7 protein-coding genes are annotated in these 15,029 nt (G+C 46.6%); 4 read left to right on the top strand and 3 right to left on the bottom strand.

The annotated features are described in order from the left end of the window. Nucleotides 1-309 precede the first annotated feature (309 nt). The 3 genes from QUB25_RS22305 (at nucleotide 310) to QUB25_RS22315 (ending at nucleotide 5,893) form a co-directional block, all read left to right on the top strand. Nucleotides 310-3,951 carry a diguanylate cyclase domain-containing protein gene (locus QUB25_RS22305; RefSeq protein ID WP_333186213.1) on the top strand — a complete coding sequence of 1,214 codons (3,642 nt, stop codon included), beginning with the start codon at nucleotides 310-312 and terminating at the stop codon, nucleotides 3,949-3,951. Between the two features lie 67 nt (nucleotides 3,952-4,018). Then, the gene (sixA, locus tag QUB25_RS22310) at nucleotides 4,019-4,513 is read left to right on the top strand and encodes a phosphohistidine phosphatase SixA (protein WP_333063265.1); all 495 of its coding nucleotides are present in this window, start codon (nucleotides 4,019-4,021) and stop codon (nucleotides 4,511-4,513) included. A 234-nt stretch (nucleotides 4,514-4,747) separates the two neighbouring features. Beyond that, the gene (locus QUB25_RS22315) at nucleotides 4,748-5,893 is read left to right on the top strand and encodes a citrate synthase (RefSeq protein WP_333186215.1); all 1,146 of its coding nucleotides are present in this window, start codon (nucleotides 4,748-4,750) and stop codon (nucleotides 5,891-5,893) included. A gap of 354 nt (nucleotides 5,894-6,247) precedes the next feature. On the opposite strand, the gene argZ is transcribed toward QUB25_RS22315, so the two are convergent. The 3 genes from argZ to QUB25_RS22330 all read right to left on the bottom strand — a co-directional run bounded on the left by argZ (nucleotide 6,248) and on the right by QUB25_RS22330 (nucleotide 13,420). Then, entirely contained in the window at nucleotides 6,248-8,362 is a 2,115-nt protein-coding gene (argZ, locus tag QUB25_RS22320; RefSeq protein WP_333041679.1) for a bifunctional arginine dihydrolase/ornithine cyclodeaminase, read from the bottom strand. Between the two features lie 377 nt (nucleotides 8,363-8,739). Then, a complete protein-coding gene (locus tag QUB25_RS22325; RefSeq protein ID WP_333186218.1) occupies nucleotides 8,740-11,892 on the bottom strand; it encodes a PAS domain-containing protein in 3,153 nt (1,050 codons plus the stop codon). Nucleotides 11,893-12,481: 589 nt separating this feature from the next. Further along, nucleotides 12,482-13,420: a glycosyltransferase family A protein gene (locus tag QUB25_RS22330; RefSeq protein ID WP_333186221.1), complete on the bottom strand. Its 939-nt coding sequence runs from the start codon at nucleotides 13,418-13,420 to the stop codon at nucleotides 12,482-12,484. A gap of 309 nt (nucleotides 13,421-13,729) precedes the next feature. On the opposite strand from QUB25_RS22330, the gene QUB25_RS22335 reads away from it, so the two are divergent. Next, on the top strand, nucleotides 13,730-14,938 hold the full coding sequence (locus tag QUB25_RS22335; protein ID WP_333041685.1) for an argininosuccinate synthase: 1,209 nt from the start codon (nucleotides 13,730-13,732) through the stop codon (nucleotides 14,936-14,938). The last annotated feature ends 91 nt before the right edge of the window (nucleotides 14,939-15,029 follow it).

Here is a 15,029-nt window from a genome sequence, read left to right on the forward strand (position 1 = left end):
TTTTTATATTTCCTTATAAATTCGCTAAATCAATCATAATTTATTAGAGTGGGTGCAGGATATTTTAGATAATAATCAGCAAAAAAACGATTGAGAACAAGCAAAATAATACCGAAACACCTAAACTATTGACTAAATAACATAAAATCAGGAATTGCGTTTTTTCAAAAAACTCTGGATTACAACCTATATATTGGGTTTTATTCCTAACCTAAGCCAGGGATTTATACGAGAAAAAACAAATTATTATATTTATTTGTTGCGAGGTAGAATACTAGAAAATAGCTTAACAGAAAAAGGAACACGGAGATGTCTACAAAACAGACTTTCTCTAGCTCGTTAGAGAAAATTCTAGAAAAAATTTCAGAAATTGCACTTCAAATCAACGAGGTCGGCGATCGGGAGACAATTTTGCAATGTGCGCTAGAAGAAACCAGGGTGCTGCTGCAAACAGATCGCGTAATTATTTATCGCTTCCTATCCCATAGAGATGGCGTAGTATTTGCGGAATCCGTTGATGCCCAGTGGTTGCGAATCCTAGGAAAACAGATTTATGCTCCTTGCTGTGAAGCTACCTGGGTAGAGCGTTACAGCCAGGGACAAACGAACAGCATTTCTGATACTCACAGCGGTTCTCTTCAAGCTTGTGATGTCGAATTGCTCGATCGCCTCCAAGTTCACGCAAATTTAGTTGCGCCAATCTTGCTAGATGGCAAACAGCAGCAATCTCGGAAGCTTTGGGGACTGTTGATTGCTCATCACTGCCGAAGTCCGCGTCAGTGGGAACCTCTCGACGTTCAGATCCTGCAACAGGTTGCAATGCACATCGGGTTGAGGATGTGGCACTTGGGATTTCACCGCCCAGTGTTCGGGCCAAATCAACCGCCGGAACTCGAAACAGAACCGAATCAAACTGATCCCCATACAGAAAGCGCGCCAAGAATCAATCATCAAAATTGTCTACAACCAGAGTTTGCCTGTTCCCTGAGCGGCGATATTGTCCACCTCAAAGCCTTTGACTTGTTGCAAAACCCGATCTGGATATTTGATATGGAGGATTGGCAAATCCGGTGGACAAATCAAGCTTCCTTGTACCTGTGGAATGCTTCGACGCGGCAGCAACTCGCGAGCCACAACTTTAGGGATATGTTGTCAGAGTGTACTCGGATTCGCTTGCAGAGCTATCTACAGCAGTTTGAGCAAGGCCAAACCTTGTCCGAGCAGTGGACGTTTTACCCGGGCGGTGAGTCTGTTTCTGTCGGCTGTCGGTGCTCGGGCATCAGGATTGATAGCGGGCGTTTGGCAATCCTGGTCGAGGGTAAGGTCGAAACCGCTCATCAAATCGAACCAGAAACCCTGCGATCGATCGAGGCAATCCGACACACCACGCTGATGGTTTCGCTGTACAGCCTCGAAGGTGTGCCGCTGCTGCAAAACCCGGCGGCCTTGCGCTGTTACGGGGAGGCGCTGCACCCTGGCTCTGCGACAGATAATGCTTTTGTGAGTCGCTTTGTTGACTCTCAGCTAGGAGAGCGAGCAATGGCAGTTCTTAAGTCCGGTGAGGTATTTAGCACGGAGGCTCAAGTGATTACTCTGGCGGGAATTCGCTGGCATAGGATGGACGTGCGGTGTACCGACGACCCGGTAACCGGCAACCCGATGTTGCTCGTGAATGAAAAGGACATTACCGACCGCCAGCAGACAGCAACAGCCCTGCAAAAGAGTGAAACCCGGTTGTCAGAAGCCCAGCGGGTTGCCCAGATCGGTAACTGGGAATGGGACGTAATTACGGGTAAAATTACCTGGTCTCCCGAACTCTTTGAGATTGTGGGACGATCCAGCGCCCTAGGCGAACCTACCTATGAAGAAAACCTGCAGCTTTACCATCCCGAAAGTGCCAAACAGCTACACCTGGTAGTTCAACGAGCGCTCACTCACGGGCAGCCTTATCTATTGCGCCTCAGAATCGTGGGCCCGAATGGTTCTATCCGCCATACCGAAGCCAGAGGACAGGTTCAACTCAATGCAGAGGGAAAAGTCATTCGGTTGTTTGGTACATCCCAAGACATTACGGATCTTGTCCAGACAGAAACAGAACTCAGAGAATTAAGTACAGCTCTTGCTAATGCCGTTGAGGGCATCTCGCGGCTGGATATTTTCGGACGGTACATCAACGTTAATCAAGCCTACGCGAATATAGCAGGTTATCAGCCTGAAGAAATGGTTGGTATGAATTGGCAGAAAACAGTTCATCCCGAAGACTGCGACAGGATGATGGTCGCTTATCAAAAAATGCTAGCCGAGGGCCGAGTGGAGGTTGAGGCCCGGGGTATCAGGAAAGATGGTTCGATTTTTTACAAGCAATGGGTGATGTTGGCAGCCTACGACTCGCAGGAGCGCTCGATCGGGCATCACTGCTTTATGAAGGATATCACCGATCGCAAGCAAGCAGAAGCAGCATTACAAGTAGAGTTCCAGCGTCTGGGTATAGTGATTGCTACCCAACAGGAAATCGCCATCCGCAATCCCAATCTCGATGCAGTCATGGCCGTGATTGCAGAGAGGACTCAAGATTTGACCCGCGCCGATGGAGCAGTGATTGAAATGGTTGAAGGGGATGAAATGGTGTATCGGGCAGCCAGCGGTATCGCCAGCGCCTATGTTGGATTACGGCTCAAAGTAGGGACAAGTTTATCGGGAAAATGTATTGCGACCGGTCAAATCATGCTTTGCGAGGATTCAGAAACCGATGCACGGGTGGATCGGGCTGCCTGTGGGCGCATTGGTCTGCGGTCAATGGTGGTTGTTCCCTTGTTCTATCAGGACGATCGGGTTGGGGTCTTAAAAGTGCTTTCAGCTAAACCCTCTGCCTTTACAGAGTCAGATATCCAGACCTTACAACTGATGGCCGGGTTTCTGGCAAGCAGCCTGCATCTGGCTTCAGAGTTTGATGCCAAAAACATTCTCCTGAGTCAATTACAGGAAAGTGAGGAACGCTACCGTTCTGTGATTACCAGCATGACAGAAGGTGTCGTACTCCAGCTAGCAAACGGACAAATTACTGCGTGTAATGCTAGTGCCGAAAGAATTCTCGGGCTGACCCCGGAGCAAATGATGGGGCGCACATCCGTAGATTTAGACTGGCGAATCGTTCGGGAGGATGGCCAACCGTTCCCGGGCCAACAGCATCCGGCAATCCTCACCCTGCGCACGGGACAGGGGCGATCGAATGTGGTGATGGGCATTCACAAATCAGATAAAACGCTGACTTGGATTTCGATTAATTCTCAACCGCTGTTCCATCTCAATCAGTCTCAACCCTATGCAGTAGTGACGACTTTTGCTGATATTACAGAACGGAAACGGGCAGAGGAGATGCTCAGACACCGGGCGGAACAAGAAAGATTAATTGCTACGACAGATGGGTTAACACAAGTAGCAAACCGCCGCTGTTTTGATGAGCGATTGCAGTCGGAATGGTACCGACTGATGCAGGGGAAACAACAGCTTTCGTTGATTATGTTGGATGTAGATTATTTCAAGCGATATAACGATTGCTACGGACATCAAGCTGGGGATACTTGTTTGGTGCAAGTAGCCAAAGCCGCAGCAGCCGCGGTTAAACGTTCTACCGATTTGTTTGTGCGCTATGGGGGCGAAGAATTTGCTGCTATCCTGCCGAGTACGGATGCTGCAGGGGCGATCGCGGTTGCTGAGTCGATGCGTCAGGCAATCCGACATTTGGCAATTCCTCACGAGCAATCTGATGTGAGCGCGATCGTGACTGTTAGCATGGGAATTGCGACTGTGATTCCCTGCTTGGGAACATCACCGGATGAACTCGTTGCCGTCGCCGATCGAGCATTATATGATGCGAAACGACAAGGGCGCGATCGCTACAAAAGCGCAAACCCGATGACGCCGGCAGATTTCAATGCAGTTGTAGAATAGGCAAAAGGTAGGTATATCCTAGAGATATCTTAGAAAAACGGGCCCCAATGCCTGGAAGTATTGATATATGGTTATTTACCTGATCCGGCACGGTATCGCAGCCGCACCCGAAGAATATGATACAGACTCAGAACGCCCGCTGACTAAAGAGGGCGATCGTAAAACCAGGAAAATTGCCCAACGGCTGTACGAACTCGAAATTCAGTTTGACCTGATTCTTACCAGTCCCCTACTGCGGGCGCAGCAAACCGCCAAAATCCTGCAAACAGTCGGTTTGAGTTCCCAAATAGAAGAATCCGCCACCCTCGCACCTTCAGGAGACATCGGAAACTGGCTGGAGTGGTACAAACAGTGGCAGGAAATAGGTAGCCGCAGCTTGGCCCTGGTGGGCCACCAACCAGACTTAGGCCACTGGGCAGAAACTTTGCTTTGGGCTCGATCGCAAGATGCCCTGATTCTCAAAAAAGCAGGTATCATCGGCTTAATCCTCCCGGAAACCGGCTCCCCAGTGGGCCGCAGCCAAATGTTTTGGCTAACTCCGCCCAAGTTTTTGCTGCACTAGAAACAGCGAACTGCCCCGACATTAACAGGACCCGCCAGCCCTCTTAAAAGCGCATTCGGGGACGGTGAAACCGGGAAAAAGGGGCGACAATATGCAGCGGTGCGATCGGGCTGTCTGTTGAAAAACTCGGTTTCCCAAGCGCAATTAAATGATTATTTGTCAAGACTGCGACACTATCTTGGTTTCTGGTAATGTACTTTTATGTAGATTGAACTCACACAAAACGGTATCGCAATGGTCGTCGGCGAATTCAAACCAGGTTTAGAAGGTGTTCCCGCCACCTTGTCCAGCATTAGCTACGTCGATGGACAAAAAGGGTTGCTGGAATATCGCGGGATTAGCATCGAGGAACTGGCATTGAAAAGTTCCTTTCTTGAAACTTCATATTTATTGATCTGGGGTGTACTTCCGACAAAGGAAGAACTAGAAGCTTTCGAGCATGAAATTCGCTATCACCGCCGGATCAAATATCGCATCCGCGACATGATGAAATGCTTTCCAGAAAGAGGACATCCCATGGACGCCCTGCAAGCTTCAGCGGCCGCCTTGGGCTTGTTCTACTCCCGCAGAGCTCTGCCCAACCAGGGATACATTCGAGAAGCTGTCGTGCGGCTGCTAGCTAAGATTCCCACAATGGTGGCGGCGTTCCAGCAAATGCGACGGGGCAATGACCCGGTGCGGCCGAGGGATGACTTGGACTACTCGGCTAACTTTCTTTATATGCTCAACGAGCAAGAACCCGATCCCCTGTTAGCTAGAATTTTTGACACTTGTCTGACTCTCCACGCTGAACATACAATTAACGCCTCTACATTTTCGGCAATGGTAACAGCTTCGACGCTGACAGACCCTTACGGAGTGATTGCTTCAGCAGTTGGCACTTTGGCGGGGCCACTGCACGGGGGAGCTAATGAAGAAGTGATTGATATGTTGGAGCAAATTGGTTCGGTAGAAAACGTGCGACCTTTTGTCGAGAAGTGCGTTGAAAACAAGGACAAAATCATGGGCTTCGGTCACCGAGTTTACAAGGTGAAAGATCCGAGAGCAACTATTCTTCAGAGGTTAGCGGAACAGTTGTTTGAGAACTTCGGCCACGACGATTATTACGACATTGCTATCAAGTTGGAAGAAGTGGTTGAGGAGAAATTGGGTCACAAAGGAATTTATGCAAATGTAGATTTCTATTCTGGTCTGGTTTACCGAAAAATGGGAATTCCGCTCGACTTGTTTACGCCGGTTTTTGCGATCGCCCGCGTTGCTGGCTGGCTGGCCCACTGGAAGGAACAACTAGAGGCAAACCGCATTTACCGCCCGACTCAAATATATACGGGGACTCACGGTGCTCCTTATATTGCGATCGAGGACAGACGCCCATCCTAAAGAAAAATTATCAACCCAGATCTGAGAAATGGCCAGAAGAATTGTTTTGCATTCGTGAAGTGTTGAATTAAAAATTGCTTTCGCCTTCGGAGTCACGAAGCAATCTCTGTCTGCCAGAAGCTGCCGTGCTGGGTTACACCCCTCTTGTATGTTGTGGTGTTGGTTGGCGACAATAGTAAGAAGTGACGATTTTCAGGAACTCCGGTCCTCAGGCTTGCGGGTCTGAGGTTTTTTATTGGAATATCAAAGTTGCAGCCGATTAAGGGGCGAATTCACCAAATAGGTAAAAGTGGAGGCAGAGCCTCCGCATCTGCGTTACCAGGTAAAGCCTGGTAACGAGTAGACTAGCTAAATCTAAACAGATTGAGTTACATGATGGCGGCTGGTCAATTTATCCAATTGATTAACTAACAAACTTAGGAACAATCCCACATCGGTAACAACTCCAATAGACTCGATCGAACCCCGATCGCTCAATTTCGTCACCACCGCCGGATTAATGTCTACACACACCATCTTCACACCAGCCGGCGTCATATTTCCCACACCAATTGAGTGCAGCATAGACGACAGCATTAACACCATATCCGCACCTCGTAACAGCTCAGTATATTCTTCTTGAGCCTTAACTAAATCCATTTGCGTGTCAGGAAGTGGCCCGTCGTCGCGGATCGAACCGGCAAGAGAAAACGGTATATTATGCTTGACGCACTCGTACATCACACCGTTAGTAACCAGGCCTGCTTCAACAGCTTTTGCAATACTCCCGTAACGCCGCACAGCGTTAATTATTTTCAAGTGATGTCGGTGTCCGCCGCGCACAGCTATGCCACGTTTCATGTCAACCCCTAAAGAGGTTCCCATATTCGATTGTTCCATGTCGTGAACTGCGATCGCATTTCCGCCCAACAACGCTTGTACGTAACCTTCGCGAATCAAATGCGCTAAATGTTCGCCACCGCCGGTGTGGATGACAACAGGCCCAGCGGTAACTACAACTTTGCCACCGCGATCGCGAATTTGGCGCAATTCCCAGGCTACTTGTTCCACCACCAATTCTACGCGGCGCTCGCTAGAAACGCTGCCGGACATAAAGCTGAATTCTTGAGAATTGCGCTGTTCCCGCGATTCTGTTTTGCGGATGGTGCGGATGCCGACCACATCAACAACCACTTTTTCTCCTACTTTTAAATCGCGCAATAATTTGCATTTAGCCACTGGGCCGTCAGCAGTTTCAGTAATAGCAACAGCACCGTCCATCCGCTGATTTTGCGCTTTCACCCACTGACCATTTACCCGCACTTCTGTGGGATAAATTGTACTTACATAAAAGTCGTCTGGACCGACACCATCTTGCACTACAGGTTCTAAAATAGCGTCGCAAATCTCTTGTGGTGGCGGCACTGCACCCAAGTCAATCAGCATTCCCATGATTTCTTCCATAACATCGTGGGAAGGAGCCGAAACTTTAACGTCTGCAGATGATGTGCTTTGCCGCTGCTCTCCTAAATTGAAATTGAGCACTTGGAAACTGCCGCCGTTTTCGATAATTAAGTCTAAAGCACGACTGATTAAACCGGCATCGAGCAGGTGGCCTTCCATGCGAATTGTGCGGCTTTCTACCATCACATTTGCCGATCGATCTTCTTGCACCGGTTCCGTTACCCGTAGCGTCAAACACTTACAGGCGCCGCCCGCTTTCAGAAATTCGCTCATCGGCGTTTCAATTACTTGAAAACCGGCCTTAGTAATGCGTGATTTTAAGGCTTCGCTAACCTTGTTCATTACCACAACTTTGTCAATATTGACCGCATTACAGGCAAAATTTGCGGCATCGGCTTCTTCAATAGCAATGCGTTTTTCCGGCGCAACTCGCATTTCGATTAAGCGGTTGGAGTAGGAGTCAAATGCTGCTGGATAGTAGAGCAAATAGCCACCTGTCAGAGGACAAAAACAGGTATCTAGGTGATAGAAACGTTCGTCAACTAAACGCAGCGAAAGCACTTCAATGTTGAGCCATTTTGCTAGTAACGGGTGCGAGTCGAGTTCGGAACGGAAGCCGTATCCGGCCCACAACCAGCGTCCTTCGCGATCGAGCAAAGCATCGCCAGCGCCCTCAAACGGCAAGTCTTTCGGGAGTTCGTGCACGGTGAAACCTTTGCTTTCAAACCATGCTTTGAAATAGGGTTCTTCGCCTTGTCGTTCTTTGTGATAGAAACGGCTGAGGACGAAGGTATTGCCTAAAAGTAAGCCTGCGTTGGCGGTGAAAACCATATCCGGCCAGCCTTTTTCGGGCGGTACGAGGTCTACAACGGCGTTGTCTTTGAGGACGTGGTAAAGTTTTTCCCACTGTTCGACGGCGCGATCGCGCGATGATTTGTGCACATTTCCTTCCATCCACGGATTAATCACGTAATCCACATCGTAGTGGTCGGGAGCACACATGAGGAAGCGAATTGAGTCAGTCATAATTCAGTTAAAATTTGGTAGACGCTACAGCAGACGTATGTTGACAGAGTTTGTATAATAGCAACTGTAATATTCACTACTAATTTTAGCAGCCCAACCTCTGGAGCCTCAAAAGGCTAACTCTTAATTATATCATGTTTAAGATGAGATTACACTAAATGGCAGACCGTTGGCAAGAAATACTGGAGAAAATCTCAGGTTATGACGCACTCTAAAATAGGCTCTGAGAGACGATTAATATGAGCTCCGTTGAATTGCCCCAACTCTTACGGTCGGAGCGGGTTTAGGCTCATCTTTGGCTTATATTATAGATGGTTGGTGAACCGCCCCCTACAATAATTATGGTTAATTTACCGCACATGATTTAACAGCTTATCCTAACTTTCAAATTTTAACTTTTGCGAAATCGGCAGTTCGATCGCAAATTCTGTTCCTCGGCCAACTTCTGAATGACACTCCAACTTACCGCCGTGGGTGTCTTTAACAATTTGGTAACTAATCGATAACCCCAAACCAGTGCCGCTGCCGATCGGTTTTGTAGTAAAAAACGGGTCAAACATCCTTGACTGAACTTCGGGACGGATACCCGGCCCGCTGTCAGAAATCCGCACACACACTTGATTTTCGCTGCTGACTTCAGTAACAATGCGAATCTGATTAACTTTGCAAGTACAGTTTGCTGATGACTCTTCCACAGCGTCGATCGCATTCACCAGCAAATTCATAAATACCTGGTTTAATTGAGCCGGATAACACTCGACTTTTGGCAGTTTGGCATAATTTTTAATGACTTGAATTTCCCCACGTTTTACCTGTGACTGCAATCGGTGCTGCAAAATCACCAAAGTGCTCTCTATCCCTTCATGAATGTCTATTACTTTGCGAGCTGTTTCGTCGAGTCTCGAAAAATTTCGCAACGACAGCACTATCTGCTTAATTCGGTTAGCACCTTCTTGCATTGAAGCCAGGATTTTGGGGAAATCCTCAGCGATAAAATCTACTTCGATTTCTGCCAATTCTTCGTCAATTTCCGCAACTGGCTGGGGATAGTGTTGCTGGTATAAATAGATCACTTTTAGCAAATCGCGAGCGTACTGTGCGGCGGGAATAATATTGCCGTAGATGAAGTTGACGGGGTTATTAATTTCGTGAGCCACTCCCGCTACCATTTGCCCGATACTTGACATTTTTTCGGCTTGAATGAGCTGGGATTGAGCCTTTTTTAGTTCTTCCAGGGTTTGTTCTAACTGTTGCGCTTTTTCTCGTTCTCGCTGTTCGCTAAATTGCAAATCTGCTTCGGCTTGTTTGCGATCGCTAATATCAATATGCGTGCCCGTCATCCGTAAAGGATTTCCCGAAGCATCGTGTTCCATCACCTTTGCTTGAGCTAAAATCCACTTCCACTCGCCGGATTTGGTCAGCATCCTAAATTCCACTTCGTAAGTAGGATTTTTGCCTTCCAGGTGAGCATTTAGCGCTGCTTTAGCCGGAGACAAATCCTGTGGATGTACCAGTTGCTCCCAGGATGCAAAAGTATTTGCTATTTCCTCTACTTCATACCCCAGCATCATTTTCCACCGCGGATTAAAATAGACTTCTCCCGTGGCAAGATTCCAATCCCACAAGCCCATGGCACTGCCTTCAAATGCCAGATAAAAACGTTCTTCGCTAATTTGCAAAGCTGCTTCTGCTTGTTTTCTATCGCTAATATCCATCACTGTTCCCAACAGTTTGATTACTTCCCCGGTTTCGCTAAAAACAGCTTCTCCCCTTCCTTCGACGTATATAATTTGAGCGCTAGGATGCAAAAATCGGAACTCTTTTTTGTAAGAAATTCCTTGTGAGATAGTCAGGCTGACTGTTTGTTGAAATAATTCTCTGTCGTCGGGATGACACATCTTTAAAAGTTGGGCAGATCTCGGTTCAGTTGCGCTTGAGTCAAGACCAAAAATGCGGAATACTTCTTCTGACCAAGTAATTTTATTGGTGACTAAATCAAATTCCCAACTGCCGATATGAGCAATTTTCTGGGCGGCTGCGAGACTAGCTTCGCTTTGTTGAAGTTTAAGTCGTTGTTGTTTATCTTGTTCGAGAAGATTGGCTTGAGCTCTAGCAATTCCCATTTGTGCCGCTACAGCTTTTAATAATCTCCTCTCATCTTGCGTCCAGTGGCGGGGGCTATCGTACTGGTGCAAACATATCATTCCGTTAGCTTTTCCCTGGTAGGAAGTGCGGATGGATATCATCGATTTCAAACCTATTTGAAAACACAAATTTCTGACATTTTCTAGCAGCGGTTCGGCAAAAACATCATCAGAAACTACAGCTTGATCTTGGGATAATACAAATTGAACGTGAGGATGCCCATGTACAGGAATTTGTAGATATAAAAGCGATTGGGATGCGGTTTTTCTGTACTCAGCCACATTAGATAGGCGTGGAATTGCGTGTTCTGTGTAGGTGTGAATCAAGCAGCAATCGGCATTAAAAATTCGACCTATTTGGGCGGCCGCTGTTTGAAAAACTTGATCCGGATTTAAGCTGTAGCGAATTTCGAGAGTAATTGTTTCTAGCAGAAATCTTTGCTTGATTTGCCGTTCCAAAGCAGCTAAAGCTGTTTTAAGTTCCAGTTCTGCTTGTTTGCGAGCGCTAATTTCAGCAGCAGTTCCCAGAATTTTCCAAGGTTTGCCATCCGCGGTTCGGGAAAACACGCTCTCCCGGCTCAAAAACCAGCGATATTCACCATTCTTGTGCTGTATCCGGTATTCAAAATCAAAGCTTTCGCCATCTTTTGCTGTCTCAATTTTTTTTCTTTGTTCTAAGAATGCAGGGATATCGTCAGGGTGTATTAACTTAGGAATAAATGTGGCTGTCATCTCCTGTATTTCTTCAAATGTGTAGCCAATATCGCTATAAATTTCGCGGTTTATATAGAGACTTTTATCTTCTATCAAATCGTAAAGGTACAATAAATTAGGATTCGTTTTAATTACTGCCGACAGCCAGTGCTGGCTTTCTCGTAGTTGTGCTTCGATCCGCTTGCGTTCTTCTATTTCAGCTTCTAGCAGGGCATTTTTTGCTAAAAGTTCTTTAGAAAGCCGACTGAGCAGCAGTTGATTTTCTACGCGAGCCACAACTTCTTCTATTTGAAACGGTTTACTAATGTAGTCTGCCCCCCCTAGCGAAAAAGCTTTGACTTTATCAAAAACTTCATTTAAAGAGCTAATAAAAATCACAGGAATATCTTTGGTTTGCGGACAAGCTTTTAGCTGTTCGCAGACTTGATAGCCATCCATACCGGGCATCATAATGTCCAGCAAAATCAAATCCGGTGGACTCGACCGAGCAAAGTTAAGAGCCAATTTGCCATCTCGTGTCGGCCGCACTTTATATCCTCGCTTAGACAAAAGCTGGGATAAAAGTCGCAAGCTTGCTGGATGGTCGTCCACCATTAAAATATTTTCTTGTAAGACAGTGTTTTGAAGTCTAAGTGTTTCTAGTCTTGGATTTTTATTGTCAGTTGTATTCACAGCAGACCCTCAAACTATTCAAGTTGTATATGTGGGAATATTTTTAAAGTCATTAACCGCTTGTAGCTAACACTCTCAGGTAAACCAGCACAACTATTGGCTCTATAGCACACTCCTAAATTATCTGTTATTGTATCAAAAGTAATGCTCGTTTGAAAATGTTGGTGGCTCAAATTATCGGAGCCGAGTGAGAAAACAGCCTAGATGCCTCAAATCACAGGCTAAGCTAAGCAAGGAGTTTTGATTAAAGCTCAAACTTTTACAAGGTCTATAACCCGGTTTGGACTCCCTTGAGCGGGTGGCTTTGTGTGGTGTTTTTTCAGTAGATATCCTCACGGGAAAGGTTAATTTAAACAGGCAGAACATGGGTGTCAACTTAAGAATAAAGTTCTTGTTTTTTCGGCGGGTTTGTATCCAAGTCTTGAATTCCCTAAATCCCCCTTCTTAAGCAGCGCAAGGGCAGTGTAGGCATAATTGTCAAACAGTAGTCAAACAGTATACCGTTACTAATTATGAGCTTAAGTTGACACTCATGGCCACTGAAAAACTCCAACAATATCTTATATTTTATCGGCGCTTTCGGGCTGATTTATGGTATCTTTGTCTCCGTCGGCAATTCCCCACCAGCGGCGTACACGGCTTTCACGTTATACCAATTCAGAAAAATCCGAGCAATTTCTAAAGCTAGCTGGGGCTTGCCTTGGTCAATCAACCACTGCAAAAAAGGAGTCATCGTTCGCTCGTTAAGCATCCCACCTAATGATAAAACTCCCCACAATATTTGGTGCAAAACAGTCATTTGAATCATCATCCGTACTTCCCAACTTGGGTGTTTTTGATAAAACAAAACTCCCATTCTCCCGCGCTGAATTTCTCGGTCAATCATGCCCGGAATTTGCTCTAAACTAAAAGGGGGATGCCAGTGATAACCAACAGCAGCCGGACATTTAATCAGTTTCAAACCTAATTTCTTCAACCTAACTCCCAACTCTAAATCTTCCCATCCGTACAGTTGAAACCGAGTGTCAAAAAGTCCAGCATCTAGCAGCCAGTGGCGGGCGATCGCCACATTTCCCGTAGCAAAATAAGCCGCCGAAAAATCGGTGATTTTGTAAGGTTCTGAGGTAGGATTGTCGAAATTGCAAGTATTAATCACGCTGCCGTAAGTAAAAACAGCATTAGTATCTTTGTAACCCTGTAGTAAAGCATCGGCGTGTGCTTGCAAAAAATGCTCTGTTACCACCAAATCGCTGTCAATAAAAATAATTGTATCGCCCTTAGCATCTTCAACGCCCAAATTCCGAGCCGCCGCCGGGCCTTGGTGAGATTGACAGATCGATCGCACATGAGGCAACAAGTCAGCATTTGCCACCAACCACTCCAGCGTCCCGTCCGTCGAGCCGTCGTCCACGACTATTACTTCATACTCTCTGACAATCTCACCAAACTGCTGATTTTCCAAAGCCAGTAGACATTTTGCCAAAATCGGTTTACGATTATACGTCGGAATTACAACACTAAAAAACACCGTTTTTCCCCATCGCCACAGTTACCGTATCCCACGGTAGCAGATTTTCCCCAGCAACTCCCGCGGTAAATAGCCAAGTTTATCAAATAAAGAATATATAAATCTGTACTATTTCTGACAAGAATCGATCTCAATTAGGTGCATAATGAAAAGTCGGTTAAATCGGATATCTTGCACCATTCTCAAGAACAGGCTTTCCGGCCTGTTCCACAAAAATGATATTTTTTTGTGGGGTGGCCATCTTGCCCGCCCTGAAAAGCTTAGTGAAAATGGTGCAAGATGTCAGTTAAATTCAGGATGTAAAGAGCAATGAGTCGCGCTAAAAAAGTTGTGCTAGCATATTCCGGCGGAGTCGATACCTCCGTCTGCATTCCTTACCTCAAAAACGAGTGGGGTGTGGAAGAGGTAATTACTCTGGCTGCGGATTTGGGACAGGGAGACGAATTAGAACCGATCCGCAAAAAAGCTTTAGCATCCGGTGCTTCGGAATCTTTAGTTATTGATGCTACCGAAGAATTTGTCAAAGACTATGCGTTTCCAGCGATTCAAGCTAACGCACTTTACGAAAACCGTTATCCCCTTTCGACTGCCCTGGCTCGCCCGCTGATTGCTAAATTGTTAGTAGAAGCTGCGGAAAAATACGGTGCAGATGCCATCGCCCACGGTTGTACAGGTAAGGGAAACGATCAGGTACGGTTCGATGTGTCGATCGGCGCACTCAACCCCAAGATTAAAATCTTAGCACCAGCGCGGGAGTGGAAAATGAGCCGCGAGGAAACCATCGCATACGGCGAAAAATGCGGCATTCCGTCCCCGGTGAAAAAGTCTTCCCCTTACAGTATCGATCGCAACTTATTAGGAATGGCAATTGAAGCCGGAATCCTCGAAGATCCTTGGGCAGAACCGCCGGAAGAGGTATATTTGATGACAAAGGCGATCGAGCAAACTCCCGACACACCCGAATACATAGAAATCGGTTTCGATTGCGGAAATCCTGTCAGTTTAAACGGCAAAGAGTTATCACCAGTCGCCTTAATTTCTCAGCTAAACGAAATAGTTGGAAACCACGGAGTCGGCAGGATCGACATGATTGAAAACCGCCTCGTCGGGATTAAATCGCGCGAAATTTACGAAACACCAGCGATTTTAGTTTTGATGCACGCGCACCGAGACTTAGAAAGTTTGACGCTGACAGCAGATGTGACGCGGTACAAGCGAGGCATCGAAGAAACCTACAGCCAAATGATTTATAACGGTCTTTGGTACAATCCTTTGAAAACAGCTTTAGACGCATTTATTCAGGACACGCAAAAGCGAGTAACTGGAACCGTGCGGCTCAAACTGTTCAAAGGAAATGCGACTATTGTCGGTCGCAAATCTGACAATTCTCTGTACAGTTTCGACTTAGCAACCTACGGCGCAGAGGACGAATTCGATCACAAAGCTGCCGAAGGATTTGTCTATGTGTGGGGACTACCAACCCGCATTTGGTCAGAGAAAAATAGAGGTTACAAATAGGATGGAATTAGGGTTAAAAACCTGATGTTAAGCCGCCGGTTCGTGGAATTAGAGTAGGGTGTGCACGGCGCACCTTATTTGCCGCAATCGC

It is taken from the genome of Microcoleus sp. B3-D7, assembly GCF_036705305.1.
Lineage (GTDB): Bacteria > Cyanobacteriota > Cyanobacteriia > Cyanobacteriales > Microcoleaceae > Microcoleus.

Bases quoted from the DNA above. Each gene is read 5' to 3' on its own strand.
- QUB25_RS22305 (WP_333186213.1), top strand. From the start codon at position 310: ATGTCTACAAAACAGACTTTCTCTAGCTCGTTAGAGAAAATTCTAGAA.
- sixA (WP_333063265.1), top strand. From the start codon at position 4,019: ATGGTTATTTACCTGATCCGGCACGGTATCGCAGCCGCACCCGAAGAA.
- QUB25_RS22315 (WP_333186215.1), top strand. From the start codon at position 4,748: ATGGTCGTCGGCGAATTCAAACCAGGTTTAGAAGGTGTTCCCGCCACC.
- argZ (WP_333041679.1), bottom strand. From the start codon at position 8,362: ATGACTGACTCAATTCGCTTCCTCATGTGTGCTCCCGACCACTACGAT.
- QUB25_RS22335 (WP_333041685.1), top strand. From the start codon at position 13,730: ATGAGTCGCGCTAAAAAAGTTGTGCTAGCATATTCCGGCGGAGTCGAT.